At 71.9% G+C, this 23,246-nt stretch carries 24 protein-coding genes; 13 read left to right on the top strand and 11 right to left on the bottom strand.

Going from position 1 to position 23,246, the window contains the following annotated elements:
• Nucleotides 1-39: 39 nt before the first annotated feature.
• Nucleotides 40-1,296: an exo-beta-N-acetylmuramidase NamZ domain-containing protein gene (locus tag ACFYYH_RS20270; protein WP_388552630.1), complete on the bottom strand. Its 1,257-nt coding sequence runs from the start codon at nt 1,294-1,296 to the stop codon at nt 40-42.
• A 229-nt stretch (nt 1,297-1,525) separates the two neighbouring features.
• Here ACFYYH_RS20270 and ACFYYH_RS20265 point away from each other — a divergent pair, with 229 nt between their 5' ends.
• Nucleotides 1,526-2,290: an SDR family oxidoreductase gene (locus ACFYYH_RS20265; protein WP_388552627.1), complete on the top strand. Its 765-nt coding sequence runs from the start codon at nt 1,526-1,528 to the stop codon at nt 2,288-2,290.
• 123 nt (nt 2,291-2,413) lie between these two features.
• Nucleotides 2,414-3,007: a TetR/AcrR family transcriptional regulator gene (locus ACFYYH_RS20260; protein ID WP_388552624.1), complete on the top strand. Its 594-nt coding sequence runs from the start codon at nt 2,414-2,416 to the stop codon at nt 3,005-3,007.
• 135 nt (nt 3,008-3,142) lie between these two features.
• Here the strand turns inward: ACFYYH_RS20260 and ACFYYH_RS20255 are convergent, their stop codons facing one another.
• The 6 genes from ACFYYH_RS20255 to ACFYYH_RS20230 form a co-directional block, all read right to left on the bottom strand.
• Complete coding sequence (locus ACFYYH_RS20255; RefSeq protein WP_388552621.1) at nt 3,143-3,517, bottom strand: peptidase inhibitor family I36 protein; 375 nt, start codon at nt 3,515-3,517, stop codon at nt 3,143-3,145.
• Between the two features lie 214 nt (nt 3,518-3,731).
• The gene (locus ACFYYH_RS20250) at nt 3,732-4,946 is read right to left on the bottom strand and encodes an acyl-CoA dehydrogenase family protein (protein ID WP_388552619.1); all 1,215 of its coding nucleotides are present in this window, start codon (nt 4,944-4,946) and stop codon (nt 3,732-3,734) included.
• An 8-nt stretch (nt 4,947-4,954) separates the two neighbouring features.
• Nucleotides 4,955-5,977, bottom strand: a complete 1,023-nt coding sequence (locus ACFYYH_RS20245; RefSeq protein ID WP_388552616.1) for a phosphotransferase family protein — start codon at nt 5,975-5,977, stop codon at nt 4,955-4,957.
• A gap of 140 nt (nt 5,978-6,117) precedes the next feature.
• Entirely contained in the window at nt 6,118-6,462 is a 345-nt protein-coding gene (locus ACFYYH_RS20240) for a DUF202 domain-containing protein (RefSeq protein WP_388552613.1), read from the bottom strand.
• Nucleotides 6,459-6,854: a YidH family protein gene (locus ACFYYH_RS20235; protein ID WP_388552610.1), complete on the bottom strand. Its 396-nt coding sequence runs from the start codon at nt 6,852-6,854 to the stop codon at nt 6,459-6,461. Before ACFYYH_RS20235 ends, ACFYYH_RS20240 begins: the two co-directional genes overlap by 4 nt.
• A gap of 11 nt (nt 6,855-6,865) precedes the next feature.
• The gene (locus ACFYYH_RS20230) at nt 6,866-7,396 is read right to left on the bottom strand and encodes an NUDIX domain-containing protein (RefSeq protein WP_388552607.1); all 531 of its coding nucleotides are present in this window, start codon (nt 7,394-7,396) and stop codon (nt 6,866-6,868) included.
• A 112-nt stretch (nt 7,397-7,508) separates the two neighbouring features.
• On the opposite strand from ACFYYH_RS20230, the gene ACFYYH_RS20225 reads away from it, so the two are divergent.
• The 3 genes from ACFYYH_RS20225 (at nt 7,509) to ACFYYH_RS20215 (ending at nt 10,740) form a co-directional block, all read left to right on the top strand.
• Nucleotides 7,509-9,164 (top strand): FAD-binding dehydrogenase, encoded by a 1,656-nt coding sequence (locus tag ACFYYH_RS20225; protein WP_388552604.1) that lies wholly within the window; start codon nt 7,509-7,511, stop codon nt 9,162-9,164.
• A 318-nt stretch (nt 9,165-9,482) separates the two neighbouring features.
• Nucleotides 9,483-10,148, top strand: coding sequence for a molybdopterin-dependent oxidoreductase (locus ACFYYH_RS20220; RefSeq protein WP_388552862.1), 666 nt, complete (start codon nt 9,483-9,485; stop codon nt 10,146-10,148).
• The gene (locus tag ACFYYH_RS20215) at nt 10,090-10,740 is read left to right on the top strand and encodes a cytochrome b/b6 domain-containing protein (protein WP_388552601.1); all 651 of its coding nucleotides are present in this window, start codon (nt 10,090-10,092) and stop codon (nt 10,738-10,740) included. The genes ACFYYH_RS20220 and ACFYYH_RS20215 overlap by 59 nt, the downstream gene beginning before the upstream one ends.
• Before the next feature lie 91 nt (nt 10,741-10,831).
• On the opposite strand, the gene ACFYYH_RS20210 is transcribed toward ACFYYH_RS20215, so the two are convergent.
• Both ACFYYH_RS20210 and ACFYYH_RS20205 read right to left on the bottom strand, forming a co-directional pair.
• Nucleotides 10,832-12,229, bottom strand: a complete 1,398-nt coding sequence (locus tag ACFYYH_RS20210; protein WP_388552598.1) for a GntP family permease — start codon at nt 12,227-12,229, stop codon at nt 10,832-10,834.
• Nucleotides 12,230-12,240: 11 nt separating this feature from the next.
• Nucleotides 12,241-12,750: a gluconokinase gene (locus ACFYYH_RS20205; RefSeq protein WP_388552595.1), complete on the bottom strand. Its 510-nt coding sequence runs from the start codon at nt 12,748-12,750 to the stop codon at nt 12,241-12,243.
• Between the two features lie 131 nt (nt 12,751-12,881).
• Between ACFYYH_RS20205 and ACFYYH_RS20200 the strand changes: the two genes are divergently transcribed.
• From ACFYYH_RS20200 to ACFYYH_RS20190, 3 genes are all read left to right on the top strand, one after another.
• On the top strand, nt 12,882-13,583 hold the full coding sequence (locus tag ACFYYH_RS20200) for a FadR/GntR family transcriptional regulator (RefSeq protein ID WP_388552592.1): 702 nt from the start codon (nt 12,882-12,884) through the stop codon (nt 13,581-13,583).
• 146 nt (nt 13,584-13,729) lie between these two features.
• Complete coding sequence (locus ACFYYH_RS20195) at nt 13,730-14,815, top strand: S-(hydroxymethyl)mycothiol dehydrogenase (protein ID WP_388552590.1); 1,086 nt, start codon at nt 13,730-13,732, stop codon at nt 14,813-14,815.
• Nucleotides 14,815-15,444, top strand: coding sequence for an MBL fold metallo-hydrolase (locus tag ACFYYH_RS20190; protein WP_388552587.1), 630 nt, complete (start codon nt 14,815-14,817; stop codon nt 15,442-15,444). Before ACFYYH_RS20195 ends, ACFYYH_RS20190 begins: the two co-directional genes overlap by 1 nt.
• A gap of 18 nt (nt 15,445-15,462) precedes the next feature.
• On the opposite strand, the gene ACFYYH_RS20185 is transcribed toward ACFYYH_RS20190, so the two are convergent.
• Together ACFYYH_RS20185 and ACFYYH_RS20180 are read right to left on the bottom strand one after the other, a co-directional pair.
• Nucleotides 15,463-16,401 (bottom strand): pseudouridine synthase, encoded by a 939-nt coding sequence (locus ACFYYH_RS20185; RefSeq protein ID WP_388552584.1) that lies wholly within the window; start codon nt 16,399-16,401, stop codon nt 15,463-15,465.
• A gap of 180 nt (nt 16,402-16,581) precedes the next feature.
• Nucleotides 16,582-16,809: a hypothetical protein gene (locus ACFYYH_RS20180; protein WP_388552581.1), complete on the bottom strand. Its 228-nt coding sequence runs from the start codon at nt 16,807-16,809 to the stop codon at nt 16,582-16,584.
• Between the two features lie 179 nt (nt 16,810-16,988).
• Here ACFYYH_RS20180 and ACFYYH_RS20175 point away from each other — a divergent pair, with 179 nt between their 5' ends.
• Genes ACFYYH_RS20175 through ACFYYH_RS20155 form a run of 5 tightly spaced genes read left to right on the top strand, consistent with a single transcriptional unit; the run spans nt 16,989 to nt 23,099 of the window.
• Entirely contained in the window at nt 16,989-18,296 is a 1,308-nt protein-coding gene (locus tag ACFYYH_RS20175) for a helix-turn-helix domain-containing protein (RefSeq protein WP_388552578.1), read from the top strand.
• A gap of 14 nt (nt 18,297-18,310) precedes the next feature.
• Complete coding sequence (locus tag ACFYYH_RS20170; protein ID WP_388552575.1) at nt 18,311-18,928, top strand: toll/interleukin-1 receptor domain-containing protein; 618 nt, start codon at nt 18,311-18,313, stop codon at nt 18,926-18,928.
• A complete protein-coding gene (locus tag ACFYYH_RS20165; RefSeq protein WP_388552572.1) occupies nt 18,921-21,332 on the top strand; it encodes a hypothetical protein in 2,412 nt (803 codons plus the stop codon). Before ACFYYH_RS20170 ends, ACFYYH_RS20165 begins: the two co-directional genes overlap by 8 nt.
• Entirely contained in the window at nt 21,329-22,435 is a 1,107-nt protein-coding gene (locus tag ACFYYH_RS20160) for a hypothetical protein (RefSeq protein WP_388552569.1), read from the top strand. The genes ACFYYH_RS20165 and ACFYYH_RS20160 overlap by 4 nt, the downstream gene beginning before the upstream one ends.
• The gene (locus ACFYYH_RS20155) at nt 22,419-23,099 is read left to right on the top strand and encodes a hypothetical protein (protein WP_388552566.1); all 681 of its coding nucleotides are present in this window, start codon (nt 22,419-22,421) and stop codon (nt 23,097-23,099) included. Before ACFYYH_RS20160 ends, ACFYYH_RS20155 begins: the two co-directional genes overlap by 17 nt.
• Nucleotides 23,100-23,246: the final 147 nt, after the last annotated feature.

The following is a 23,246-nucleotide window of genomic DNA, read 5'->3' as shown; positions in this document are numbered from 1 at the left end:
GTAATCCGGTGTCCGGTAGTCCGTTCGCAGAGCCAGAGCTCAGCGGTAGAGCAGATATGACCGCCGTACGGCACGGAACGCGGCCAGTTCGTCCTGCCAGGCGCCGACCACCTCGTCGGTCCCGGCGCCCGCGTCGATCAGGGTGCGGACCTTCGTGGAGCCGGTCAGCTTGTCGATCCAGTTGTCGGGGCGCCAGGCGAATCCGCTCCACGACCGCTTCGCCGTCACCAGCAGCGCGATCCCGGTGCGTACCGGATCGAACGACGCCCGGTCGTGGACATGGAGTTGCACCCCGCCGATCGTCGTCCCCTGGAACTTGGAGAAGGTCGGCGCGAAGTACGCCTCACGGAAGCGCACCCCGGGCAGTTCCAGCGCGTTGGCCGCCTCGGCCCAGGCGCGGTCGACCCCCTCGGCGCCGAGCAGTTCGAACGGCCGGGTCGTGCCGCGCCCCTCGGACAGATTCGTCCCCTCGAACAGACAGGTGCCCGCGTACACCAGCGCCGTCTCCGGTGTCGGCATATTGGGGCTCGGCGGCACCCAGGGCAGGCCGGTCGCGTCGAAGAACTCCGCGCGGCGCCAGCCCGACATGGTCACCGTCGTCAGCTCCACCGGCTTCGCGAGGAACTCGCCGTTGAAGAGCAGGGCCAGTTCCGCGACCGTCATGCCGTGGGCCTGGGAGATCGGCTCACGTCCCACGAAGGTCGCGAACTCCCGCTGGAGAACGGGCCCCAGAGCCGCACGCCCGGTGACCGGATTGGGCCGGTCCAGGACGACGAAGCGCTTGCCCGCGAGGGCCGCCGCCTCCATACAGTCGTAGAGGGTCCAGATATAGGTGTAGAAGCGGGCGCCCGCGTCCTGGATGTCGAAGACGACAGTGTCCACCCCGGACGCGGTGAAGATGTCCGCGAGGGCCCGGCCGCTCTTGAGGTACGTGTCGTAGACGGGCAGCCCGGTCGCCGGATCGTCGTAGCGGCCCTCGGAGCCCCCGGCCTGGGCCGTACCGCGGAAGCCGTGCTCCGGGCCGAAGACGGCGATCAGCTCCACCCGGTCGTCGGCGTGCATCACATCCACCACATGGCGTACGTCCCGGGTGATCCCGGTGGGGTTGGTGACCACGCCGACGCGCTCCCCCGACAGCGGCCGGTAGCCCCCGGCGGCCAGCCGGTCGAAGCCGGTACGCACCGCGCCCCCGCCGCCGCCGGAGTGCGCGGTGGCGGGGGAGGGGCCCGCGCCGAGCGCTCCCGCGGCCCCCACCGCGCCGCTCGCGGCCAGCAAACCCCTTCTGGACAGGCTCATCGGGCTACCTCCGTGATCGGGTCGTCTGTCATGCCCACGCACCATGCCCACGCACGCTAGCGCGCGGAACCGCCGTACGGAACGAAGCGGCGCCCCCGGCCCGTCGGCTTCTTCCCACTCTCCTCCGGCACGGGCCCGGTCTCTTCCCTCCGCACATACCGACTGGTTAGTCTGCCGCTGTCGGCGCAACGGCCGACGACGAGCCGGACGTCCGGAGAGGCAGGTCCCGATGAGTACGGTGCAGGGCGCGGGGGTTGTGGTCACAGGGGCCGGCGGGGGCATCGGCGCCGCGCTCGCCCGCCGGTTCGCCGCCGAGGGCGCCCGGGTGGTGGTCAACGACCTCGACGCGGAGAAGGCCACGGCGGTCGCCGAGGAGATCGGCGGCCGGGCGGTCCCCGGCGACGCGTCCCTGATCGTGGCGGAGGCCCGCGAGGCGCTCGGCGGCACCGTCGACATCTACTGCGCCAACGCGGGGGTCGGCGCCCCCGGAGACGCGCTCTGCGGCGAGGAGGTCTGGTCGGCCGCCTGGGACGTCAATGTCATGGCGCATGTACGGGCCGTCAGGGAACTGCTTCCCGGCTGGCTGGAGCGCGGCGGCGGCCGGTTCGTCTCCACCGTCTCCGCCGCCGGACTGCTCACCATGATCGGCGCGGCCCCGTACAGCGTCACCAAGCACGGCGCGCTGGCCTACGCGGAGTGGCTCTCGCTGACCTACCGCCACCGCGGTCTCAAGGTGCACGCCGTCTGCCCCCAGGGTGTCCGTACGGACATGCTCACCGCCTCCGGCAGCGCGGGCGAACTGGTGCTCGCCGCCACCGCCGTCGAACCGGAGGAGGTCGCCGAGGCCCTCTTCACCGCGATGGCGGAGGACCGCTTCCTCGTGCTGCCGCACCCCGAGGTGGCCGGTTACTCCCAGGCGCGCACCGCCGATCCCGACCGCTGGCTGGCCACGATGAACCGGGTGCAGCGGAAGTGGGAGGAGACCGGGGGGTGACGGGCGGGCCGGGACTTCCCGGCGGAGCCGTCCGCGGCCGGAGGTGGGAAGATCCTCGGGCAGGGATCGCGTTCCCCCGGAGGACAGCGCGAACGGCACCGAACGGAAGGCGGGTGGCGGCTCATGGCCAGGACGACGGACGGGGGCGCGGTGCCCGTCCCCCAACGGCTGCTGGCCGCCGCCACCCGGCTCTTCGCGGAGCGCGGCTACGACCGCACCTCGGTCCAGGAGATCGTCGAGGCGGCGGGCGTCACCAAGGGCGCCCTCTACCACTACTTCGGCTCCAAGGAGGATCTCCTCCAGGAGGTCTACGCCCGGGTGCTGCGCCTCCAGCAGGAGCGTCTGGACGCCTTCGCCGACGCGGACGAGCCGGTGGAGCGGCGGCTGCGGGCCGCCGCCGCCGATGTCGTGGTGACGACGATCGACAACCTGGACGACGCCTCGATCTTCTTCCGCTCGATGCACCATCTCAGCCCCGAGAAGAACAAGCAGGTGCGGGCCGAGCGGCGGCGGTACCACGAGCGGTTCCGCGCGCTGATCGAGGAGGGCCAGCGCAGCGGTGTCTTCTCCACCGCGACCCCGGCCGATCTGGTGGTGGACTACCACTTCGGCTCGGTCCACCATCTCTCCACCTGGTACCGCCCGGACGGTGTCCTGACCCCGCAGCAGGTCGCGGACCAGCTCGCGGACCTGCTGCTGCGGGCGCTGCGTCCGTAGGGCCTGTGCGCCGTACAGGCCCTACGGACGCGGGTCCTGAGGGGCCCTGTGCTGCGGGCGGGTCCTCTCAGGAGTCTTTCCGGCCGTTTCCGTTCCGCCGGTCCTCCCGGTCCTCCCGGTCTTCCCGGCGGCGGCTCAGCATTCTCCGCGCCAGACCACCTTGGTGACGGTGACCCCGACGAAGTTCGCCTTGTACTCGTCGGGGCCCGGGTTGTAGTGGAAGCACTGGCCCCAGTCCCGGCCGTTGTACCGCCAGGAGAGCTGGACATGGTCGCCGCCGGGGAAGCGGACGCCGTTGTTGAAGACGGAGCGGACCCCGGCCACGCGGCCCGACCACGCGCCGGCGGTCTTCAGCAGCAGCTTGCCGCTCTGCCCCTCGCCGGAGTAGGCGCAGAAGTACTCCCTGGGGCAGCCGGGCGGATTCGGCTCGGCCGAGGCGGCCGGCGCGGTGGCGACGACTCCCGCGAAAGCGGCGGACACGGCGAGGGCGGCGATCGAACGCTGACGCATGGGGGTCCCCTGGTGGCTCTGGTGCACGGCTTGCGGTCGGTAGAGCGCTGCCGAGGCTAGTCAGGGAACGGGCCCGGGTGGGACCTTTGGGGTGATTGCCACCGTAAAGGCTGAAATAAGTGGCGGGACGGTGACGCCAGGGCATCGGAGACGGTGACGTCAGGGCGTCGCGGCACTTCTCGACGTGTCAGAAGTGCCAGAAGTTTCAGGGGGGTCAGAGGTACTTCTTCAGCTCCCGCCGTGCCAGCGACCGCTGATGCACCTCGTCGGGACCGTCCGCCAGCCGCAGCGTCCGGGCCGCCGCCCACAGTTCGGCCAGCGGGAAGTCCTGGCTGACCCCGCCCGCGCCGTGCAACTGGACGGCGGAGTCGATGATGTCCACCACCGCGCGCGGGGTGGCGATCTTGATGGCCTGGATCTCCGTGTGCGCGCCCCGGTTGCCGACCGTGTCCATCAGCCAGGCCGTCTTCAGCACCAGCAGCCGGAGCTGCTCGACCGTCACCCGGGCGTCCGCGATCCAGTTCTGCACGACGCCCTGCCGGGCGATCGGCCCGCCGAACGCGCTACGGGACACGGCACGCCGGCACATCAGCTCGATCGCGCGCTCGGCCATGCCGATCAGCCGCATGCAGTGATGGATACGGCCGGGCCCGAGCCGGGCCTGCGCGATGGCGAACCCGCCGCCCTCCTCGCCCACGAGATGGCTGGCGGGCACCCGCACGTCATCGAACACGACCTCGGCATGACCGCCGTGGGAGTGGTCCTCGTAGCCGTACACCCGCATCGCGCGCCGCACTTCGAGGCCCGGGGTGTCACGCGGCACCAGGACCATCGACTGCTGACGGCGGATGTCCTCGCCGTCCGGGTCGGTCTTGCCCATCACGATGAAGACGGCGCACTCCGGGTTCATCGCCCCGGAGATGTACCACTTGAGCCCGTTGATCACGTAGTCGTCGCCGTCACGCTCGATCCGGGTCCGGATGTTCGTCGCGTCCGAGGAGGCGGCCTCGGGTTCGGTCATGGCGAACGCCGACCGGATCTCGCCCGCGAGCAGCGGCTCCAGCCACCGCTTCTTCTGCTCCTCGGTGCCGAACTGCGCGAGCACCTCCATATTGCCGGTGTCGGGCGCCGCGCAGTTCAGCACCGTGGGCGCCAACTGCGGTGAGCGTCCGGTGATCTCGGCGAGCGGCGCGTACTGGAGATTGGTCAGCCCGGCGCCGTACTCCTCGTCGGGCAGGAACAGGTTCCACAGCCCCCGCGCGCGTGCCTCGGCCTTCAGCTCCTCCACGACCGGCGGGGTGCCCCAGGGGTCCGCCAGCCGCGAGCGCTGCTCGTGGGCCACCTCCTCGGCGGGCAGGACACGGGTCTCCATGAAGGCGAGCAGCGTGGCGCGCAACTCCTCGGTACGGGCGTCGAATGCGAAATCCATGGGGTGACTCAGCCTTCCTGGAGGGTGGTGAGACCGTGCGCGATGAAGACGGGGACGAGATCGCCGATCCGGTCGAAGCCGGGGCCCACGGTCCGGCCGAGGGTGTAGCGGTAGTGGATGCCCTCCAGGATCACGGCGAGCTTGAACCACGCGAACGCCGTGTACCAGGCGATCGCGGAGGTGTCACGGCCCGAACGGGCCGCGTACCGCTCGACCAGCTCACCGGGCGCGGGGTGGCCGGGCGCGCCCGCCGTCGTGCTGACCGGGGAGTCCGGCAGGTCCAGGCGCGCGCTGTACATCGCCAGCAGCCCCAGATCGGTGAGGGGATCGCCGAGCGTGGACATCTCCCAGTCCAGGACCCCTGTGATCCGGTCGTGTTCGTCCATCAGGACGTTGTCGAGCCGGTAGTCGCCGTGGACCACGGTGGGTGGGGGCGAGACGGGCAGGGCGCGGCCGAGGGCCGCGTGCAGTTCGTCGATCCCGGCCAGTTCGCGGCCACGGGAGGCGTCGAGCTGCTTGCCCCAGCGGCGGAGCTGGCGGTCGAGGAAGCCGTCGGGCCGGCCGAAGCCGCCGAGTCCGACCGCCTCCGGGTCGACGGCGTGCAGATCGACCAGTGTGTCCACCAGCGCCAGGACGGCGGCGCGGGTGCGCTCGGGCCCGAGCGGGGCGAGCTGTTCGGCCGTGCGGTACGGCGTGCCCTCCACGTACTCCATGACATAGAAGGGCGCGCCGAGGACCGACTCGTCCTCGCAGAGCAGCAGTGGTTCCGGCACCGGCACCGCCGTCGGATGGAGCGCCGTGATCACCCGGAACTCGCGCGCCATGTCGTGGGCGGTGGCCAGGACATGGCCCAGCGGGGGTCTGCGGACCACCCAGCGCCGGTCGCCGTCGGTCACGGTGTACGTCAGATTGGACCGGCCCCCCTCGATCAGCCGTGCCTCCAGCGGCCCGCCCACCAGTCCCGGGCGGACGAGGTCGAGCCGGCCGCGCAGCTCCTCGGGGTCGAGGCCTGGCAGGGGGACTGGGCTCATCGTGCGTACCTCCGTGGGCGGTCGGGGAGGGGCCGTACCGGCTGTGCGGTCCGCCGTTCATGATGCCGACCAGTCGGTATGCCGTCCAGTCCGGGCGTACGGGTATGGGCGTACGGGGCCCCTGGGCGCCCGTCCCCCTGTCACACCATGGCCGCCACCGCGCACAGCGCCAGCAGAACGGCGCAGGCCGCCGCCGCGACGGCCCCGCGCACCGGGAGCCCCGGCGGTATCGCGGTGGCCAGAGCCCGTACCCGGCGGTGGGCCACGGCCAGGAAGCCCAGCCAGACCAGCACGACGAGCCCGGCCACGACCGGGGCACCCGCCGCTCCCGTACCGTCCCGGTGGATCGCCCGGCGGACCGCGAGGACCGCCACCACGGTGCAGGTGAGCGTCGTACGCCGCCAGGCCAGCCGGGTGCGCTCCGGCTGGAGTCCGGGATCCCGGCCGGACGCCGGGTCCGGTGGCTCCGGAGCGCCGGCCGTCATGAGCCGGCCCGGCCCAGCACCACGACGACCAGCATCACCACGGCCACCACCCCCACCGCCAGACTCAGCAGGGTGGGGAAGCCGGACACCGGCAGGTCCTCCCCGCGCCGCATCGCGATCTCGCAGCGCACCCAGTGGTTGACCGCCCGCAGCGCGCAGAGCGCCCCCGCCGCGAGAAGCGCCGCCGCCAGCCCGACCCGTACGCCCCAGCGCAGGTCAGGCAGGAACTGGTCGACCGCGAAGCCGCCGCCGACCAGGGCGAGCGCCGTACGGATCCAGGCGAGGAAGGTGCGCTCGTTGGCCAGGGAGAACCGGTAGTCGGGGGTCTCGCCCTCGTCGCCGACGCGCCGGGGCGCGAACCACAGCCGCAGGCTCCGCGCGAAGCCGCTCACGTGCCGCACCCCTACGCGCGCGACGGGCGGGGCGCGCGGGAGGCCCTGAGCCGCTCGTACGCCGCGAGCCCGTCCGGCACCCACTCCCAGGCGCCGAGCCGCCGCTCCAGCTCGTCCTCCGGCAGGAAGGCGTGCCAGGCGACCTCTTCCGGCTGCGGGTTCACCGGCAGGGTGCAGCGGACCTCGTACACCCGGGCGTTCTCCCGGAAGGACCCGTCCTCGGCGTCGTAGCGGAACGGGAACAGCGGTACGGGACGGTCCAGGCCCGACACCCCCAGCTCCTCCTCGGCCTCCCGCAGCGCCGCCTCGTCATAGCTCTCGCCCGCGCCCACGACACCGCCCACGAACATGTCGTACAGGGACGGGAAGGCGAGCTTGTCCGCGGTTCTGCGATGGACGAACACCCGGTCCTGGGCGTCCCGTACGAACACGAACACACAGCGGTGGCGCAGGCCCCTCGCGTAGACCTCCCCGCGCGGCGCCTGCCCGGTCACCCGGTCGTTCTCGTCGACGACGTCGAGGATCTCGTCAGCAGCGGTCATGAACCCCATCCAACCAGTTGACGCGTTACTCGCGCGTACGGAAGATCGGACCACTCGCTCGGACCACTGCTCGGCCCGCCCGCTCGCTCCTGCCCGGCAAAGGACGGAAACCATGGCGTACGACGCTGATGTGATCGTGATCGGTGCGGGTCTCGCGGGGCTGGTCGCCACGGCCGAACTGGTCGACGCGGGCCGGTCCGTCCTCGTCCTCGACCAGGAGCCCGAGCAGTCGCTCGGCGGCCAGGCGCACTGGTCCTTCGGCGGGCTGTTCCTCGTGGACTCGCCCGAGCAGCGCAGGCTCCGTATCAAGGACAGCCGTGAACTCGCCCTCCAGGACTGGCTCGGGACCGCCGGCTTCGACCGTCCCGAGGACCGCTGGCCGCGCGCGTGGGCCGAGGCGTACGTCGACTTCGCGGCGGGCGAGAAACGGGCCTGGCTGCACCGGCGGGGCCTGCGGTTCTTCCCGGTGGTGGGCTGGGCGGAGCGCGGCGGCTACGACGCCGGGGGGCACGGCAACTCCGTGCCGCGCTTCCACATCACCTGGGGCACCGGGCCCGCGGTGGTCGCGCCGTTCGAGCGGCGGGTGCGCGAAGGCGTCGCCCGGGGGCTGGTGACGTTCCGCTTCCGGCACCGGGTCACGGGACTCGACAGCACGGCGGGCGCCGTGGACACCGTCACCGGCGAGACGCTGGAGCCGAGCGACGCCGCACGCGGCACGGCGAGCAGCCGTACCGTCACCGGCTCCTTCGCCCTGCGGGCCCAGGCCGTGATCGTCACCTCCGGCGGCATCGGCGGCAACCACGACCTGGTCCGCGCCCACTGGCCCGAGCGGCTCGGCAGCCCGCCGCGCACGATGCTCTCCGGAGTGCCCGCGCATGTCGACGGACTGATGATCGGCGTCACCGAGGCGGCGGGCGCCCACCACATCAACCGGGACCGGATGTGGCACTACACCGAGGGCATCGAGAACTGGGACCCGGTCTGGTCCCGGCACGGCATCCGTATCCTGCCGGGCCCGTCCTCGCTCTGGCTGGACGCGCGGGGCCGCCGGCTGCCCGTACCGCTCTTCCCCGGCTTCGACACGCTCGGCACCCTGGAGCACATCACACGCTCCGGCCACGACCACACCTGGTTCGTCCTCGACCGGCGCATCATCGGCAAGGAGTTCGCGCTCTCGGGCTCCGAGCAGAACCCCGATCTGACGGGCAAGTCGGTCCGGGGCGTGATCGGCCGCGCCCGCGCCGACGTCCCGGCACCGGTGCGGGCGTTCATGGACCGCGGCGCCGACTTCGTCGTCGAGAAGGACCTGGGCGCCCTCGTGCGCGGGATGAACGCGCTCACCGGGGAGCCGCTGATCGACGAGGCCGGGCTGCGCCGCGAGATCACCGCGCGCGACCGGGAGACGGTCAACCCCTTCACCAAGGACCTCCAGATCACCGCGATCAGGGGCGCCCGCAGATATCTGGGCGACCGGCTGATCCGTACGGCGGCCCCGCACCGCATCCTCGATCCTGAGGCCGGCCCGCTGATCGCCGTACGGCTGAACATCCTCACCCGCAAGTCGCTCGGCGGTCTGGAGACGGACCTGTCCTCCCGTGTCCTGACCGCGGCGGGGGAGCCCCTGCCCGGTGTCTACGCGGCGGGCGAGGCGGCCGGATTCGGCGGCGGCGGTGTCCACGGCTACCGCTCCCTGGAGGGCACCTTCCTCGGCGGCTGCGTCTTCTCCGGCCGTACGGCGGGCCGCGCCGCGGCGAAGGCGGTCGGCTGACGGCCCGCCACCGGGCAGCTCTCCCGGCCGAGGCATTCCGACGGGAGAAGGCGGCCGAGCCGGAGACGGCCGGGGTCCGACCCCGACGGGAGCCTGACACGACGGGAGCGGGCCTGGCGGGACGGGAGCCTGACAGGACGGGAGCCTGACAAAACGCGAGCTGGCGGGACGCGAGCCGGCGGGACGGGAGCCTGACGAATTGCTCACGCATGTCCGCGGCCCCTGGTCTCCTGGGGCCCCGGGTGTTCTCCTCGACAGGTGAACTCTCCACAGAACGAGCCGGAGGGCACGCCGGTGGGCCGGCGTGTGGTGCTCTCCATGGTCGGCCTGGGCGCGGCGGGGCTGGTCGCGGCGCCCTCCCTCCAGCGCGGCCTGGAGGCCTTCCTCGGCTCGGCCGCCGACAAGGACCCCACCGGACTGACCGGACTGCTGCCCAACGGCGGCGGCTTCCGCTACTACTCCGTCACCGCCTCGGTGCCCCGCCAGGGCCCGGACACCTACCGGCTGACGGTCGACGGACTGGTCGACCGCCCCGCCACCTACACCCTGGACGCGCTACGGGAGCTGCCGCGGACCCGGATCGTCCGCGATGTGCAGTGCGTGACCGGCTGGCGCGTCCCGCACACCCCGTTCGAGGGCGTACGGCTCTCGCATCTCCTCGACGCGGCCGGGGTGCGCCCGGAGGCCGGGGCGGTCCGCTTCACCTGCTTCGACGGCGCGTACAGCGAGAGCCTGACGCTCGACCAGGCCCGGCGCGCCGACGTCCTGGTGGCGCTGAAAATGAGGGACGAGGAGATCGGGCACGCGCACGGCGGCCCGGTCAGGCTCTATGTGGCGCCGATGTACTTCTACAAGTCGGCGAAATGGCTCTCCGGGATCTCCGTCACCTCCGACGTACGGCCCGGGTACTGGGAGGAGCGGGGCTATGACGTCGACGCCTGGGTCGGCAGGTCCAACGGCCGCGACGACACCCCGACCGTCTGAGCGGGTACGGCGCTTCAGCCCCGCCGAGCGGTGGGTGCACCGGACGACCGGCGCGCTGATGCTGGTGTGCGTGGCGAGCGCGGCCTGTCTGTACGTACCCCAGCTCGCCGAACTCGTCGGCCGCCGCTATCTCGTCGTCACCGTCCACGTGTGGTCGGGACTGCTGCTGCCGGTGCCCGTGCTGCTCGGTCTCGGCTCGCGGGCCTTCCGCGCGGATCTGCGCCGGCTGAACCGTTTCCTGCCGTACGACAGGGAGTGGCTGCGCGCCGTCCTGCGGCGCGACCCGCGCCCCGGGTCCCGGCCGGCCGGGAAGTTCAACGCGGGCCAGAAGCTCTACGCGGGCTGGATCGCCGGAGCCGTGCTGGTGATGCTCGGCACCGGTCTGCTCATGTGGTTCACCGGTCTCGCCCCGGTCCTCTGGCGTACGAGCGCCACCTTTGTGCACGACTGGCTGGCCCTGGCCGTCGGCATCGTGCTGGTCGGGCACATCGGGATGGCGTACGGGGATCCGCAGGCGCGGCGCGGTATGCGCACCGGATCGGTCGACCGGGCCTGGGCGGAGCGGGAGCACTCCCGGTGGAAGGGGGAGTGACCCGCGCCGCCCGCCGGCCCGGCCGCGGAACACCGGGGCCGCGGAACACCGGGGCCGCGGCACCCCGCTGCAACACCGGCGAGACACCCCGCTACAACACCAGCGAGAGCAGCAGCACACAGCCCAGACCGACCACGGAGATGATCGTCTCCATCACCGACCAGGTCTTGATCGTCTGACCGACGTCCATCCCGAAGTACTCCTTGACCAGCCAGAACCCCGCGTCGTTCACATGGCTGAAGAAGAGCGAGCCCGCGCCGATCGCCAGCACCAGCAGCGCGGCGTGCGGGGTGGACATGTCCGTCGCGAGCGGCGCCACCAGACCGGCCGCCGAGATGGTCGCCACGGTCGCCGACCCGGTCGCCAGCCGGATCGCCACCGCGATCAGCCAGGCCAGCAGCAGGGCCGGGATCGACCAGTCCTCGGAGATGTCCAGGACCATCTGCCCCACACCGGAGTCGATCAGGGTCTGCTTGAAGCCGCCGCCCGCGCCGACGATCAGCAGCACGCCCGCGATCGGGCCGAGCGACTTCTCGACGGTCGAGGCGAGCCGGTCCTTGGTGAACCCGGCCGCGCGGCCCAGGGTGAAGAGACCGACGACGACGGCGGCGAGCAGCGCGATCAGCGGTGAACCGACGACATCGGCGACCCGCTGGACCGTGTGCTCCGGGTCGTCCACGACGATGTCCACCAGCGCCTTGCCCAGCATCAGCACCACGGGCAGCAGCACGGTGGAGACGGTCGCGGCGAAGCTCGGCCGCCTCTCCAGCTCCTCCGAGGCGCGCTGCGGCACCATCCTGTCCGGGGCGGGGATGTCCACCCAGCGCGCCGCGTACCGGGAGAAGAGCGGTCCCGCGATGATCACGGTCGGCACGGCGACGACCACGCCCAGCGCCAGGGTGACCCCCAGGTTGGCGCCGATCGCGTCGATCGCGACCAGCGGACCGGGGTGCGGCGGGATCAGTCCGTGCATCACCGAGAGCCCGGCCAGGGCCGGAACGCCGATCCGCATCAGGGAGTAGTTGCCGCGCTTGGCGACCAGCAGCACCACCGGGATCAGCAGCACGATGCCGACCTCGAAGAAGAGCGGCAGCCCGATGACCGAGGCGATGAGGACCATCGCCCAGGGCATCGCGCGTCCGCTCGCCCGCGCGAGGATCGTGTCGACGATCTGGTCCGCGCCGCCGGAGTCGGCGAGCAGTTTGCCGAGGACGGCGCCGAGCGCGATCAGCACCCCCACCCCGGCGACGGTGGAGCCGAGACCGGCGGTGAAGCTGGCGATGACCTTGTCCAGCGGGGCGCCCGCGAAGGCGCCGAGCGCCAGCGAGCCGATGGTCAGGGCCAGAAAGGCATGGAGTTTCACCACGGTGATGAGCAGGACGATGACGGCGATACCGGCGAGGACGGCTATGCCCAACTGCGCGTTGCCCGCCGAGGTGATCGGCTCGACGGCATCCGCCGCCAGCGTCCCGGCGCTGAGACTGGTCACGGGGGATTCCTTCAGTTCTCGGACCGGCGCAGCTCGGCGACGGCCCGTGCGGTGATTTCTTGGGGGGTACCTGACACATCGACGGTGACGCCCGCCTCATCGGCCGCCAGGTTCTCCAGGGCCGCGAACTGCGAGTCCAGGAGCGCGGCGGGCATGAAGTGCCCCTTGCGCTCCGTCATCCGCCGCTCGATGAGCGCCCGGTCGCCGGTGAGATGGAGGAAGACGGCGTCCGGTGCGGCGGCCCGGAGCCGGTCACGGTAGGCGCGCTTGAGCGCGGAGCTGCTCACCACACCGCCGAGCCCGGCCCGGCCGTGGGCCCAGCGCCCGATCGCGTCGAGCCAGGGCCACCGGTCCGTGTCGTCCAGCGGTGTGCCGGCGGACATCTTGGCGATGTTCTCCGGCGGGTGGAAGTCGTCGCCCTCGGCGTACGGGACGCCCAGTGCGGCGGCGAGCAGGGGCCCGACCGTGGTCTTGCCGGTCCCTGACACGCCCATCACCACGACGACGTGGGGGGTGCTCATCGCTTGCCTCGCTGTCTTCCTCGACATCGGTCCGTCGCGCTACTGAAACGCATTAGGTACGACGTATTCAAGAGTCTGTGAGGTAAACGTCGTACTTTTTGGCGGAGCACTCCGCCCCGTAGGCTTGCCCCATGACCACAGAAGGCCGGGGCCTGCATACCCGTGTGCTGGACGCTCTCGGCCTCGCCATCACCGCGGGCGAGTACCCCGAGGGCAGTGTGGTCCGCACGGATGAGGTCGCCCAGCGCTTCGACGTCTCGCGCACCGTCGTCCGCGAGGTGGTCCGCGTCCTCGAAGCGATGCACCTGGTGGAGTCCCGGCGCCGGGTGGGCGTGACCGTACGGCCCACCGAGGAGTGGAACGTCTACGATCCGCTGGTCATCCGCTGGCGCCTGGCCGGTACCGACCGGCCCCGCCAGCTCCGTTCGCTGACCGTGCTGCGCTCCGCGGTCGAACCGGTCGCGGCCGGACTCGCGGCCCGCCATGCCACCCCCGAGCAGTGCGCCGCCCTCACCGAGCAGGCCCTCGGGATGGTCGCCACCTCGCGGGGGCGCAGGCTGGAGGAGTATCTCGTCCATGACATCGCCTTCCACCGCGTGGTGCTGAACGCGTCGGGCAACGAGATGTTCGCCCGGCTCGGCGACGTGGTCGCGGAGATCCTCACCGGCCGTACGCACCACCAGGTGATGTTCGACGACCCGGACCCGGCGGCCGTGACCCTGCATGTGGGGGTCGCCGAGGCCGTCCGCGAGGGCGACGCGGCCCGCGCCGAGGAACTCACCAGGGAGATCGCCGTCGGCGCCCTCCAGGAACTGGACGTACTGGCCCCCTGATCCCGCAGCGGCCCCGCCCGTCTGTTCCGGCCCCGGTGGGGCCTGTTCCGGACCGGTGCGGGCGCCGCCGGCCGCCTCCCGCCGCCCGGCACGGGATAGTGGGGGTGAACGCTCCGTTCACGAGGTGAGGAAAGGCAGGTCCTGGCATGGCGCAGCAGGTGCAAGGGGTCATCGCCCCCGGCAGGAACGAGCCGGTACGGGTCGAGACGATCGTCGTACCCGACCCCGGCCCCGGCGAGGCCGTGGTGACAGTACAGGCGTGCGGTGTCTGCCACACCGACCTGCACTACAAGCAGGGCGGGATCAACGACGACTTCCCGTTCCTCCTCGGCCACGAGGCCTCGGGCGTGGTGGAGTCGGTCGGCGAGGGGGTCACCGAGGTCGCGCCCGGCGACTTCGTCATCCTCAACTGGCGCGCGGTGTGCGGCGCCTGCCGGGCCTGTCTGCGCGGCAGGCCGCAGTACTGTTTCAACACCCACAACGCCCGCCGGAAGATGACACTGACGGACGGCACGGAACTCTCCCCGGCGCTCGGCATCGGCGCCTTCGCGGAGAAGACCCTCGTCGCCGCGGGCCAGTGCACCAAGGTCGACCCGGCCGTCTCGCCGGCCGTCGCCGGTCTGCTCGGCTGCGGAGTGATGGCCGGTATCGGCGCCGCGATCAACACCGGCCAGGTCGGCCGCGGCGACTCCGTCGCGGTCATCGGCTGCGGCGGTGTGGGCGACGCGGCCGTCGTCGGCGCGCGGCTCGCGGGCGCGGCCAGGATCATCGCCGTCGACATCGACGACCGCAAGCTGGAGACGGCGAAGTCGATGGGCGCCACACACACCGTCAACTCCCGCTCCACCGACCCCGTCGAGGCGATCCGTGAGCTGACCGGGGGGTTCGGCGCGGATGTCGTCATCGAGGCGGTGGGCCGCCCGGAGACCTACCGGCAGGCCTTCTACGCCCGCGATCTGGCCGGGACCGTCGTCCTGGTGGGTGTCCCCACCCCCGAGATGAAGCTCGAACTGCCGCTGCTCGACGTCTTCGGCCGCGGCGGCTCCCTCAAGTCCTCCTGGTACGGCGACTGTCTGCCGTCCCGTGACTTCCCGATGCTCGTCGACCTGCACCAGCAGGGCCGTATCGACCTCGCGGCCTTCGTCACCGAGACCATCGGCCTCGGCGACGTGGAGAAGGCCTTCGCCCGGATGCACGAGGGCGATGTCCTCCGCTCGGTGGTGGTGTTCTGATGAGCGTCCGTATCGACCATCTCGTCACCTCGGGCACCTTCTCGCTCGACGGCGGCACCTGGGACGTCGACAACAACGTCTGGATCGTCGGCGACGACTCCGAGGCGATCGTCATCGACGCCGCGCACGACGCCGCCGCCATCGAGGAGGCGCTCGGCGGCCGGGCACTGCGCGCCATCGTCTGCACCCACGCGCACAACGACCACATCGACGCGGCCCCGGCCCTCGCCGCGGCCACCGGCGCGCCCGTGCTGCTGCACCCCGACGACCTGTCCCTGTGGAAGCAGACCTACCCGGAGCGGCTCCCGGACGGTGAACTGACCGACGGCGGGACCCTCTCCGTCGGGGGCACCACCCTGACCGTGCTCCACACCCCCGGGCACGCGCCCGGCGCGGTCTGTCTCCACGCCCCCGAACTGTCGACGGTCTTCACCGGGGACACCCTCTTCCAGGGCGGTCCCGGCGCCACCGGCCGGTCCTTCTCGCACTTCCCGACGATCATCGACTCGATCCGCGACCGGCTGCTCGGCCTGCCGCCGGAGACCGTCGTACGGACCGGTCACGGCGACTCGACCACCATCGGCGCCGAGGCACCCCAGCTGGCGGAGTGGGTCCGGCGCGGCCACTGAGGCGCCGCCGGCAGGGGCTCAGACGAGCGGCATGAGCCGCAGCCGGCTCTCGAAGCGGTACGGCTCGCCCGTCACGGGATCGGTGAACTCCAGCACCCTCGCCAGCAGTTGGAGGGGCCTGGTGTAGTCGTCCTGGCCGGGTGGGCCCTCCTCGCGGACCACCGGATAGACCGGGTCGTGGAGCAGCGGCAGTCCGAGGCTGTTCATATGGACCCGTAGCTGATGGGTACGGCCGGTGGCCGGCGACAGCCGGTACCGGCCCAGCCCGCCCCGGTGCTCCAGCAGCTCGATCCGGCTCTCGCTGTTCGGCTCGCCCGGCACCTCCCGCGCGGCCAGCGTCCCGCGCTCCTTCTCGATCCGGCTGCGGACCGTGACGGGCAGCGCCACCGCCGGGTCGTACGCCGCCACCGCCTCGTACTCCTTGCGCACCCGCCGGTCCCGGAACAGCGTCTGGTACGCGCCCCGGTCCCCGGTCCGTACGACGAAGAGCGCGAGCCCCGCCGTCAGCCGGTCGAGCCGGTGCGCGGGCTGTAGCTCGGGCAGTCCCAGCTCCCGCCGCAGCCGGGCCAGCGCGGTCTCGGTGACATGGCGTCCGCGCGGTGTGGTGGCCAGGAAGTGCGGCTTGTCCGCGACGACGATCCGCTCGTCGCGGTACACGATCCCGATCCCGAACGGCACCCGCTCCTCGGGGGCGAACTCCCGGTGGAACCAGACGTACCGCCCGGCGGTGTACGGCTCCTCGCCCGCCACCGGCCCGTCCACCCCGACGAACCGGCCCGCGCGCAGTATGGCGTCGACGCGCTCCACCCCGATGGCGTCCCCGAACCGCGCGACGAGATGGTCCCGTACGGTCGTCCACTCCCCGGCGGGATCCGCCGGCAGCCTCAGCCGCACCGGATCGATCCCGTCCCGCTGCGGCAGCGGCGAGGGCGGCGCGGTCCGGTGTCTGCGTGCCACGGGTCGCCGTGCCCCTCTCGGTGTGTTCCGCGCCTCACGGAGCGTCAGCACCAGGAGTGTACCGACGCCTGTTTCCTGTTTCCTTCTCGGTCGGCAACGGGAAACCCGCCGCCTTCCCCCCGCCCGCGCGGGGACCGCTCGGCACAATGAGGGGGACGGTGTCGGTACGGGGGGACGGACTCAGCGATCCGGCTTCCTGTCTCTCGGGACGGTGATGAACGCGAGAACCACCGCAAGCAGCAGGAAACCGCGCAGCTCCCTCGCGTCGCGAAGACGCTCGAAGAACTCGTCCGTCACCCAGTTCTGCACCAGAGCGGTCCCGGCCGCCAGCATCAGCCTATCGAAGATCCTTTTCCCTGAAGCCGGCCCGGCAGCGGGACCCGTGTCTCGGCCGCTTTTCATGATCATTGACCTCCCCGTTCGTCACTCGTCCCCGATTGGGCCCAACGCGCCTTCTTCTGTAGGGTGTTGGCCCCGTTCGATGCTGGATCCAACGTGCTTGTCCCGATGACCCGGACGGCAGGGGTTTCCCGTCGCCGGTACAGGGCGACGGTGGGAAACAACGCATTCCCGAGAGTGAGCAGGCGATGATATTCGGAGAAGAGCTTCGGCGATTGCGTATCGACGCCGGGATGTCACTCGCTGAGCTGGCCGCTGTGGTGCATTACTCCAAAGGCCATCTCAGTAAGATCGAGACGGGTTCGAAAACCGCCACACCCGATCTGGCCCGGCGATGTGACACGGTACTGGGCGCGAAAGGAGCGCTCGCGGCACTGGCCGTCGGCCGTTCATCCTCCGAAGCTCGAAACGAAGAGCAATTCGAGCACGAGGGTGAGGTTTGGTCGATGGTCCTGCTGCCTGACGGAACAAGTTCATTTCAGCCCATGGCCCGACGAGATGTGATGATCGGCGGAGCCGCCTCACTGATGGGGCTCGGCATCAGACCGCGCAGCGCCTCGGCGGCCGCGCGGCTCGAAAGCACACTGCCCGCCTACCGGGCGCTGTTCGACCAGACGCGCCGCATGGGGCAGAGCCTCAGCCCCAGCATGGTGCTGCCCACCGTGGTCACCCAGACCCACTCCCTGTACGGCCTGGCCCGGCAGGCGTCCGAGCCGGTGCGCGGCGAGGTACTGAAACTCACGGCGCGGTACGCCGAGTACGCGGGCTGGATGGCCCAGGAGTCCGGCAACGACAAGGCCGCGCTGTGGTGGACCGGCAAGGCGGTCGAGTTCGCCGCCGCGGGCGGCGACCGTCATCTCAGCGCCTACGCCCTGGTCCGCCAGGCGCTGGTCGCCCTGTACCGCGAGGACGCGGCGCAGACGATCGACCTCGCGCGCCAGGCGCAGGCGAGCAGCCTCACACCGCCGCGCATCCGGGGCCTGGCCGCGCAGCGGGAGGCCCAGGGACATGCCCTGGCGGGCGACTACGACAGCTGCCGGCGTGCGCTGGACCGGGCCGCCGCACTGCTCGCCGACCCCGACTCCGCGCCGGCCCCGGTGTCGGCCTCCGGGACGGACAAGGAGCCGGTCCTCGGCACCGCCACCGTCTCCGACCCGGTGGCGGTCGTCACCGGCTGGTGTCTCCATGAACTGGGATCCGCCGACGAGGCGATCGAGATCCTCGACCGCGAGGTCGCCCGGATCCCGGCGGACGCCGTCCGCTCCCGTACCCGCTTCGGTACGCGCAGGGCGCTCGCCTACGCCGCCGCCGGGCATGTCGACGAGGCGTGCCGGCTCACCGGCCAGCTCCTCGACGACGCCGACGCGATCGACTCGGCGACCGTCGCCACCGATCTGCGCCGTATCGCCAGGACGCTCTCCCGCTGGCGCAACGACCCGCAGGTGCAGCGGCTGTATCCCAAGCTCACCGCGTCACTGCAAACTCCCGCACTCTGAACTGGTAGGGGCTCATGCCCAGTGTTTTCGTCAATTACCGGACCGAGGACGCTCTCCAGAGCGCCGTCCTGATCGAACGTGAACTCTCGCGCAGATTCGGCTCGGCCGAGATATTCCGGGCGGGGAAATCCGTGCCCGAGGGAACGGACTTCGCCCGGTACATTCTGCGCGCGGTCCAGAAGAGCGACCTTCTCCTGGCGCTCATCGGGCCCCGCTGGCTGGAGGCACCGGCGCCCGGCGGCGGACGGGCGCTCGACGACCCGGACGACTGGGTCCGCCGGGAAATCATCGAGGCATTCGACCGCGGCCTCACGGTCATTCCCGTCCTGCTGGACCGGACGTCCCGGCTGAGCAAGGAGCAACTGCCGGATTCCCTGGTCGAACTGGCCGGGTTACAGAATCTGACCCTGAGCCACCGGGACCCGGACGCGGACCTGGCCCGTCTCGCGAGGGCCGTGCGGAGAGTGGTGCCCCATCTGAACGATTCGGAGGCGGCCGGGGAAAAGCGGCGCGGAACGGCCGGGGGAGCGGGGACCGGAGGAATTCACTTCTACGCGTCGCCCAGGATCAAGGGCGATGTCGTCGGCGGCGACAAATACTCCGGCGGCGCGGCGGGCGAAGAGAATGAGTGAGAAGGACGCGCGGGCGGACAGGGACGCGCGGGCACCGGACGGCCCGTCCGAGCCGGCCGCACCGCCGGACGCGCCGGCGTCCGGCGGTGCGCCGCCCGACGGCGCGCCGCCGCCCGGTGCGCCGTCCGCCGCCGCGCCGGGCACCGCGTCCGACGCGAGCGGCCGGCGCGGGAAGGACACCGACGGGGATCCCGGCGCGGACCCCGGCCGCGCGCGGGACGACCGGGCCGCGGCGGAGGACGATCCCGCCCGCCGTCTGAAGGACGACGGGCGGTCACGGGAACTGGGCGATCTCGGCAGCCAGCTCAGCGAGGCGCTCGCCCATCTGCTGCCGGCCGGCGGCGTGTCCATGAGCGGGAACTTCTTCCTGAGCGAGACCCGCCTCCAGGACGCGGTCGGGGGCGACAAGTACACCAGCGCCCAGGGCGCCTCCTTCTCCGGGCGGGTCGACAGCGGCCGTGTCCCGGACCGGGTCCTGGAGGAGATCCGCGCCACGTTCGTCGCGCCCGACGGCCACGGCCTGCTGGAGGGGCTGCTCAGGGAGAGGTCCGTCGTCCTCCTGCGCGCCCCCTCCGGATGGGGCGGTACGACCAACTCCTTGCGCGTACTGGACCGGCTCTGCGCCGGCCAGGTGTGGAAGCTGAACCCGGAGGTGAGGCTGGGCTCCCTCCAGGTGGAGCATCTCAGCGAGAGCGGCGGCTATCTCGCCGAGGCGCTGGAGCCCGAACAGGCGCGGACGCTGCGTCCGTTCCATCTGGAACGGCTCTCCGAGAGCCTCAAGGACCGTGGCTGCCGTCTTGTCGTCACGGTGGACACCGACTCGCCCCTGCCACGGGAAACGCTGGACGCGTGGCTCTTCGACGTGGCGGCGGGGCCGGGCGGGACCGCGGGCGGCGCGGGCCTGAGGGGAGTGGCGGCGGGACGGCCCGCGGGACCGGACGCGCACCAACTGGTCCGCCGCCATGTCGCCTGGCATCTGAGCGTCGCCCCGGACACCGAGGACACCGCGTTCCTGACGCGGGGCGACATCAAGGAACTGGTCGACGAGGCCGTCGCCGAGCGGCTCCCCGTCCGGCGGCTGGCGGACCTGTCCGCCATGCTCACCCTCGTCGGCCGCGGGGAGGCGGAGGTGGCCGAGGTACGCGGCCGCTTCTCGGCCGAGAGCGACGACCGCTTCCGCGGCTGGTTCGAGCGGCAGGACGACGACGACCAGCGCTCCTTCGTCATCGCCCTGGCCGTCCTCAACCATCTGCCGGAGCATGTCGTCGGCAGGGCCGCGCGGCTGCTCGCCGACCGGCTGCGGGCCCTGACGGCGTCCGAGGAGACCCGGCCGCCCGACCTCTTCGGCACCTCACGTCGCGGACGCCTCGAAGCGGCGGCCGCGGAGTCGTACGCCTCGGTGGAGAACACCCCGTACGGCCCCAGCGGAGTGCGTGGGCTCCGGTTCCTCGACGACCGGTACGCGCGCCGGGTGATCCAGCATGTGTGGGAGGAGTATCCCGACGCGCACCCCGTGCTCATGGACTGGCTCAAGCAACTGGCGGCGGACCCGCAGCGCCGGATCCGGATGCGGGCCGGTGCGGCGATCGGACTGCTGAGCCTCTTCGACTTCGAGTGGATCCGCCGTGAGTTCATGATCGGATGGGCGGCGGACCCGGATGTGCGCCGCCGCGAGGTGGTACTCGGCGCGCTCCAGCTCCCCATCCGGGAACCGAGGCTGGCGCCCCTGGTGAGCCGTATGGTCGGGGACTGGTGCCATCCCGTGCACCCCCGCCCCGTGGCGTGGACGGCCACCCGCGCACTCGGGGCGAGCGTGGGGCGCACCATGCCCGCGCGCTCCCTGCGGCTGCTGCGCAAGCTGGCCCTCGACCCGCGGGGCGCGCATGCCGCCGCCGTGGGGGACAGCGTCACCGAACTGTTCGTCGACCCCGAGAAGGATCTCGCCGGGGTCGTGCTGGACCACTTGCTCGACTGGACCGACGACGACGCGGACGGCAGCACCGCCGCACTCCGGGAGGTGGGAGTCACCTCCTTCCTCCAGCTCTGCTACGGCATCCGCGCCGAGGTTCCGCGGGGGCACGGCTCATGGCCCGGGGTGCTCTGGCTGGCCGCCCAGGACGACCAGCAGTTCCGGCGGGTCGTGACCCTGCTCGCACGGACTCTCGACACGCCGTATCTGTTCCCCCTCGGCTACGAGATGCTCCGCCGCTGGGTCCGCGACGCACAGCGCGAGGAGCCGCTCCGAGAGCCGCTGGGCACCCTGCTCGCGGCGATCGGCACGGCCGAGGGGGACACCGAGGCGCTGCGCGGCTATCTCACCGAATGGCGGAGCGAGGAGCCCGGCCTCGGCGAGGCCGTCGGCTCTCTTCTGAAGGCACTTGACGGAAAGGCAGTACCGAGGTGAGCACGAACGGAAGAGTTCCCATCCTGCGGCGGCGGGACGTCAGCCGCGCGTCCCTGCGGCGCGAGCCGCTGGTGGCGGAGGGCAACACCGTACTCGTCTATGTCGACCGGCGCGGGCGGCGGTTCGTGGCGGACCGCCAGCTCACGGCCTCCGAGATCTGGTTCGACACCCCGCGGGTGGTCTATGTGGTGGACACCGCGATCCACCACGAGTCCTTCATGCTGGAACTCCCCTCCCGCGAGGAGGCGTTCTCGTTCCGCGCGCAGGTCGACCTGTCCTGGCAGGTGCGCAACGCCGACGCGGCGGTCGAGGCCGGGATCGGAGACGCCGAGTCGGTGTACCGGCCCTTCCTCCAGCAGCAGATGCGGAGCATCAGCCGGCGGTTCGGGGTCGAGATGAGCGCCGACGCGGAGCACGAGATCAACATCCACTTCGGCGGCGGCCCCCGGGAACTGCCGCAGGGGCTCGGCCTGCTGAGCTGTGTCGTGGCCCTCGCCCTGGACAGCGCCACCCAGACCCATATCGCCAACAGGACCCTCGCCGACCGCGAGCTGGAGACCCGCGAGCGGGACCACACGAGAAAGATCAAGGAGACCCACCGCACCGAGGCGGAGGGGGAGGCCGAACACCGGATCGTCCAGCTCCAGGCCAAGCAGCGCCAGCAGTTGGAGAGCCTGGAGGAGGAGCACCGCATCAGCCTCCAGAAGATGCGGATGGAGTTCTACGACGACGCCCTGAAGGACGAGCGGTTCGGGCTGATCAAGCTGCGTCTGGAGCAGAACCGGGACGACATCGACGGTGTCATCGACCTGGTCATGCGCCAGCAGCAGGTGGACTACGACGGGGCCAGGGAGTTCCTCAGGGCCGCGATGGACGGCGGGGTCGTGAACCCGAAGCATGTCGCGGTGGCCGTGACCCAGGCGGCGGAGGCACTCACCCAGGGCATGCGCACCCACACCGGCCGGCCGGAGAGCCGGGGGGAGATAGCGCCGCCGCAGGCCGCGTCCGGGCCGCAGGACAAGACGCCCTCACCGGTGATCGATGTCGAGTTCGACGAGCCCGGGGACAGAGAGAGGGACACCCAGGATGATCTTCCTGTCTGAGTCCTCGGTGGCCGCGGCGGCCCAGGCCCCTCCGGCCGTGCCCGGCGCCAACCCCCTCACCGAACTGCCCCTGGTCGGGCCGCTGGTGGCGGGGGCCGACGAGAGCGTCATGGATCTGGGCATGCCCCTGCCCCTGGCCCAGGCCGTCGAGCTGATCCTGCTGGTGCTCGGCCTCTTCTTCCTGGGCCGTCTTCTGGTCGGACGGGTCGTCCCCTGGCTCGCCAGACTGCTCGTGGGTCCCGTGGTCGTACTGATCGGCGGGCTCCGGGTCCTGTTCCTCCTCCCCGATCTCGCCGTGGCCAGGACGGCGCGGCGGACGGCGGCGCGCCCGCCCGTCCTCGTCTACGCGTACGGGCACGCCGTGCTCGACGGGGCCGACCATCTCCAGTCGGCCGTCCGTACCGGCTTCCCGGCGGTCGCGGGCGTGACCCGCTGGTCCGGCAAGGTGGCCGGCCTGGCGCTCCTCGCGTACGCCCTGTACTGGAACGGCACGTACTGCGCGGGTCTGGGCGGACAGCGCGGCTGCGAGGCACCGGCGGCGCAGTGGGTCAGCTCCGTCAAGACCACGCTCGACGAGCCGGACGGGCAGGACGGACCGGACGGACCGAAGGGCGCGGAACGGACGGAGAAGGCCGGGAAACCGTCGGCGCCGAAGAAGGACTAGACCATTTCCGAGGGGGGAGGGTGTGGCGGGCCGGGGGCGGCCCCCCCCCCCCCCCCCCCCCCCCCGTCCCCCCCCCCCCCCCCGGGGGGGGGGGGGGGGCCCCCCGGGCCCCCCCGGGGGCCGGGGGGGGGGCCCGGGGGGGCGGGT

This window comes from Streptomyces sp. NPDC002018, from assembly GCF_042890865.1.
GTDB lineage: Bacteria > Actinomycetota > Actinomycetes > Streptomycetales > Streptomycetaceae > Streptomyces.
Note: the sequence above shows the minus strand (reverse complement) of the source record. Positions and strands in the feature narration are given on the sequence as shown.